This window comes from Rhodococcus sp. CX (genome assembly GCF_015865005.1).
GTDB lineage: Bacteria > Actinomycetota > Actinomycetes > Mycobacteriales > Mycobacteriaceae > Rhodococcus.
This window is the reverse complement of sequence record NZ_JADZGH010000191.1, coordinates 58,337-63,725: the sequence shown is the minus strand read 5'-3', so window position 1 is coordinate 63,725 and position 5,389 is coordinate 58,337. Positions and strand designations below refer to the sequence as shown.

The window sequence follows — 5,389 nt, the reverse complement described above, 5'->3', positions numbered from 1 at the left end:
GGTGACGACCCTGCGTGCGCGGAGCGTCCTCTGCGACACCGTCACCGTCGCATGAAGATCGGCACGTCGACGTCGTCGTCGCCGTCCTCGTCGTCGACGGGCACGGGACGCGGCTGGACGCTGCCGGGCGCGCCGACGGCTCCGGCGCCGGCGGTGGGCGCCGGCTCACGGACGGCTTCCTCGGCCCGCTCGCTGCGGCCGAGTTCCCCCGCGCGAGCCGGGCTGATCGTGCCGGTACGGGCGGCCGGCTGGGCGGGTGCCTCGACCGGGCGTCGGGCCGGGGTCCCACCGTCGAATCCGGCCGCGATGACGGTGACCCGGACCTCGTCGCCGAGTGAGTCGTCGATCACCGTGCCGAAGATGATGTTGGCGTCGATGTGCGCGGCTTCCTGCACGAGCGAGGCCGCCTCGTTGATCTCGAACAGACCGAGGTCGGAGCCACCGGCGATGGACAGCAGCACGCCGCGGGCGCCTTCCATGGACGCTTCGAGCAGAGGCGAGTTGATGGCGGCCTCGGCAGCCTTGATGGCCCGGCCCTCCCCTCGCGCCGAACCGATGCCCATGAGGGCGCTGCCGGCGCCCGACATGACGCCCTTCACGTCCGCGAAGTCGACGTTGATCAGACCCGGGGTGGTGATGAGGTCGGTGATGCCCTGAACACCGTTGAGCAGCACCTCGTCCGCGGAACGGAACGCATCCATGAGGCTGACGGCGGCGTCGCCGAGCTGGAGCAGCCGGTCGTTGGGGATCACGATGAGCGTGTCGCACGATTCGCGCAGCGTCTGGATGCCGGTGTCGGCCTGGCTGCCGCGGCGCTTGCCCTCGAACGAGAACGGCCGGGTCACGACACCGACGGTCAGCGCACCGAGCTTGCGCGCGATGCTGGCGACGACGGGTGCACCACCGGTACCGGTGCCACCGCCCTCACCGGCGGTGACGAAGACCATGTCGGCGCCCTTGAGCACCTCCTCGATCTCGTCCTTGTGGTCCTCGGCGGCCTTGCGGCCGACCTCGGGATCGGCGCCGGCGCCCAGACCGCGGGTCAGTTCGCGTCCCACGTCGAGCTTGACGTCGGCATCGGACATCAGGAGAGCCTGCGCGTCGGTATTGACGGCGATGAACTCGACTCCCTTGAGTCCCTGCTCGATCATGCGGTTGACCGCATTCACGCCGCCACCGCCGATACCGACGACCTTGATTACGGCGAGGTAGTTGTGCGGGGGCGTCATGGGCTCTCGCCTTCCTGGTTTCGGGTCACGCTTCGATCGATCGATGTCTCGTACATGTTGAGCTACCGGGCAAACCCTCAACCACAGGTTGAAGGTTATGTCAAGTAACCGGACTGAGGCGAAACGCTATGGCACTGCGACCGCCATATGCCAGCAGACGCGCCGACGACTCGCCACGAATTTCCGCGCATCACGTCACCGCACCGTCGGCAGGTCCGGAGCGGCCACGTCGTAGGTCTGTCCCGGCTGGGTGAGCAGGTGGGTCACGACCGCCGCCTTCCGGTCCGACCGGTCGGTTCCACCCCACACCACGACCCGGCCGTCCAGCAGGGTCAGCGAGATGTCCGTCGGGGACGCCGCGGCCACCTCCGTCACCTGGAACCGCAGCTCGGGAGGCAACACGCCGAGGACCTCGAGCGCCGCCACGGTCGCCGGATCGCCGGTACCGGGGGTCGCGGTGACCAGTCGCGGTGTCTGCATCGGCGGCGGCTCCACCGCGAAGTCGACACCCTCGGCGTCGACCGAATGCGTCCCGTCGGGCGCCTCGAAGTACACCTCGGCGACCCGTTCGGTCACGGTGACCCGCACGGTCGACGGATAGACGCGCTGCACCCGCACCTCCGCGGCACGCGGCAACTCCGCCACGCGTTGCGCCGCGGCGGCGGTGTCGACCCGCAGCAGCGGGGTTCCCTCCGCGACGGCGAGCTGCGCGAGCACGTCCTCCCGCGGAATCGTCTCGGCACCGACGACCTCGACCGTGCGCACCGACAGCAGGGGCGACAGCCACGCGACCGCGATGATCGCCAGCACGCCGATCACCACGCCGACACCGATGAGCACCGTGCGCAGCCGGACCGACCGGCCGGAAGGCCGCCGCGCGGCCGCGCGTGTCGTGCGTCGCCGGGCGGACCGGGTCGGTGTCTCGGTCACGGGCGGCCCGACCCCGATCCGTCGACCGGACCCGACCGGAACCGGCCGGGCTTGCTGCGCAGCGCGTCGAGGATCTGCCGTCCGAGCATCGTCACGTCACCGGCACCCATCGTGATGACGATGTCGCCGGGGCGGCTCAGCTGTGCCACCTGACGCGGCACCAGGGACAGATCCGGCTGGTAGTGCACCGGCTTGGACACCGCCTGCGCGACCAGGGCGCCGCTCACGCCGGGGATCGGTTCTTCGCGCGCACCGTAGACGTCGAGGACGACCACCTCGTCCGCGAGGTCGAGCGCCGAACCGAACTGCTCGGCGAACGTCTCGGTCCGCGAGTACAGGTGCGGTTGGAACACGACGATCACGCGGGGGCGTTCGGTGCCGGATTCGGCGTACCGCAGCGGTTCGCCTGCCACGAGTTCCGCGGCGGCGGCGAGCACGGCCCGCACCTCCGTCGGATGGTGGGCGTAGTCGTCGAACACCCGCACACCGTGCTCACGGCCGCTGTACTGGAAACGCCGGTGCACGCCACCGAATCCGGCCAGGCCCTCGATGGCCTCGTCGACCGGGGCGCCGGCCTCGAGCGCCGCGACCAGGGCCGCGAGCGCGTTGAGGGCCATGTGGCGGCCGGGTACCGACAGCCGAACCGTGCGCGGGGCGTCCTCGCCGGCGAGGTGGAATTCGGCGACACCGCCGACGTCCTTGGCCTCCCATGCGACCAGCCGGACCGCGACCGGGACACCGTCGGCGTGGTCGCCGGTGCCGATCGTGTCGGCCGAGCCGTACCCGGCGACGCGCAGTCCCGGGATGTCACGCTCGACGACGCGGCGGGCCAGTGCCGCCGAACCCGGATCGTCCAGGCACACCACGAGCAGCCCACCGGGCGCGATCCGGCCGACGAAGTCGTCGAACACCTGCGTGTACGCCTCGGGGGTGCCGAAGAAGTCGAGGTGATCCGCCTCGACGTTCGTCACGATCACCACGTTCGGCTCGTACTGCAGCAGCGATCCGTCGCTCTCGTCGGCCTCGGCGACGAACACGTCGCCGCTGCCCTGATGGGCGTTGGTGCCGGACTCGTTCAACTCGCCGCCGACCGCGAACGACGGATCGAACCCGCAGTGCTGCAACGTGACCACCAGCATCGACGTCGTCGACGTCTTGCCGTGGGTGCCGGAGACCAGGAACGTGTGGTGTCCGCGCATCAGCGAGGCGAGCACCGCCGGGCGCAGCAGCACGGGGATGCCCCGCTCGTGCGCCGCGACCAGTTCCGGATTGTCCTTCGGGATCGCGGCGTGCGTGGTCACCACCGCGGTCGGTCCACCCTCGAGCAGGTCCAGGGCGCTCGCGTCGTGCCCGATGCGGACGGTAGCCCCCCGCGCGCGGAGGGCCAGCACTCCGCGGCTCTCCTTCGCGTCCGATCCCGACACCTGGCCGCCGCGAGCCAGCAGGATCCGCGCGATGCCGGACATTCCGGCTCCGCCGATCCCCACCATGTGCACCCGCTCCAGTTCGGCGGGTAGCTGCTCGCTCATCGATCACTCCTGTTCGTGCCCGCACCGGCCACGTCGAGCACGATCCGGGCGACTTCGTCTGCCGCGCTGCGGTGTCCCGCTCCGGCGGCGCGGCGCCCCATCTCGGTGAGCCGCTGCACGTCGGCGAGAAGCGGGATCACCGAGTCCACCACGAACGCCGGCGTCAGGTCGGCGTCCGAGACGATCATCCCACCCCCGGCCGCGGCGACCGGACGGGCGTTGAGTTCCTGCTCGCCGTTGCCGTGCGGAAGCGGCACGTACACCGCCGGCAGCCCCACCGCCGACACCTCGGCGACGGTCATGGCACCGGATCGGCAGATCACCGCGTCCGCCGCGGAGTACGCCAGATCCATGCGTTCGAGGTACGGCACCGCCACGTAGGGGAATCGGTCGTGATCGGGGTGTTCGGGCACGTCGAGGATGTTCTTGGGACCGTGCGCGTGCAGCACCGAGATCCCGGCTGCGGCGAGCTCGGCGGCGGCCCCGGAGACTGCGGCGTTGAGCGACTGTGCGCCCTGCGAACCGCCGAACACCAGCAGCACCGGTCCCTCGGCGGGAAGCCCGAAGTGCCGGCGGGCCTCGGCGCGCAACGCCGCCCGATCCAGGCCGGTGATCGACGCGCGGACCGGGATCCCGACGATCTCGGCGTCACCGCGGCGGACGATGCCCGAGCCCGGGACGGCCGCGAGCACCCGGGACGCCCGCAGCGCACCGATCTTGTTGGCGATGCCGGCGCGGGCATTCGCCTCGTGCACGACGACCGGGATGCGGCGACGGCCGCAACCGGCAGCGAGATAGGCCGGCAGAGCCACGTACCCGCCGAAGCCGACGATGACATCGGCGTCGACCCGGTCGAGGACCTCGCGGGTGCGCCGTACCGACGCGATCACCCGGGCGGGCAGTTTCAGCAGGTCCATCGTGGGCTTGCGGGGCAACGGGACCGGCGGGATCAGTTCGAGGGGGTAGCCACGCTGCGGGACCAGTTTCGTCTCGAGGCCGCGTTCGGTGCCCAACGCCGTCACGGTCGCATCGGGTACCAGCGCCCGGATCGCGTCGGCCACCGCCAGGGCGGGTTCGATGTGCCCGGCGGTGCCCCCGCCGGCCACCACCACGGACAGGGCGGACTGCTCCCCACTCACCTACGATTTCCTCGCTCTCCGGTTCTTCGGTCTCTGCCGTCGCCGTTCGACCTGCGAGCGGCGTTCGATCGACGACCGCCGTTCGCCGTGCGGTCGTTAGCTGTGCGTCCCTTGGCCGTCCGGTCCTCGGCTGTGCGGCCGGTCCCCCGCTGGGTGTCGTTCGCAGCACGGGTGCGGCCCGTGCGCCGGTCGGCAGCGCGCGCTTTCGTGTCGCGCTCGGCCCGGCCCCGAGCCGGAGCGGAGCCGCGCCGGGGTCCGGGCGCCCGCGTCGCCGCCGCCCGGATCGGCAGGTACGCCTCCGGTTTGCGGAGGCGCAGCAACCGGCCGAAACGGCCGTCCTGACCGGCGTGCAGCGCCGCGATCGCCTCCGGTTCGTGACGTGCGGCGTTCGCGATCAACCCGAACATGAGCAGGGTCGTCGCGGTCGACGTACCGCCGGCGGACACCAGCGGGAGCTGCAGGCCCGTCACCGGCAACAGTCCGACGACGTAACCGATGTTGATGAACGCCTGCCCGATGATCCAGGTAGTGGCGGTCGCGGTGAGCAGCCGCAGGAACGGAT

At 71.3% G+C, this 5,389-nt stretch carries 5 protein-coding genes; all 5 read right to left on the bottom strand.

Annotated elements, in window-relative coordinates; translation table 11 throughout:
- Nucleotides 1-41 precede the first annotated feature (41 nt).
- Complete coding sequence (ftsZ, locus tag I0Q12_RS20665) at nt 42-1,229, bottom strand: cell division protein FtsZ (protein WP_197254136.1); 1,188 nt, start codon at nt 1,227-1,229, stop codon at nt 42-44.
- Between the two features lie 195 nt (nt 1,230-1,424).
- Entirely contained in the window at nt 1,425-2,078 is a 654-nt protein-coding gene (locus I0Q12_RS20660; protein ID WP_197254158.1) for a cell division protein FtsQ/DivIB, read from the bottom strand.
- Between the two features lie 77 nt (nt 2,079-2,155).
- The gene (gene murC / locus I0Q12_RS20655; protein WP_197254134.1) at nt 2,156-3,688 is read right to left on the bottom strand and encodes a UDP-N-acetylmuramate--L-alanine ligase; all 1,533 of its coding nucleotides are present in this window, start codon (nt 3,686-3,688) and stop codon (nt 2,156-2,158) included.
- Entirely contained in the window at nt 3,685-4,827 is a 1,143-nt protein-coding gene (gene murG / locus I0Q12_RS20650) for an undecaprenyldiphospho-muramoylpentapeptide beta-N-acetylglucosaminyltransferase (RefSeq protein ID WP_197254132.1), read from the bottom strand. Before murG ends, murC begins: the two co-directional genes overlap by 4 nt.
- On the bottom strand, nt 4,824-5,389 hold a 566-nt coding region (locus I0Q12_RS33400), incomplete at its 5' end, for an FtsW/RodA/SpoVE family cell cycle protein (protein WP_231611089.1). The genes I0Q12_RS33400 and murG, both read right to left, overlap by 4 nt.

Excerpts from the sequence above, each read along its gene's own strand:
- ftsZ (WP_197254136.1), bottom strand. The coding sequence starts at position 1,229 with ATGACGCCCCCGCACAACTACCTCGCCGTAATCAAGGTCGTCGGTATC.
- murC (WP_197254134.1), bottom strand. The coding sequence starts at position 3,688 with ATGAGCGAGCAGCTACCCGCCGAACTGGAGCGGGTGCACATGGTGGGG.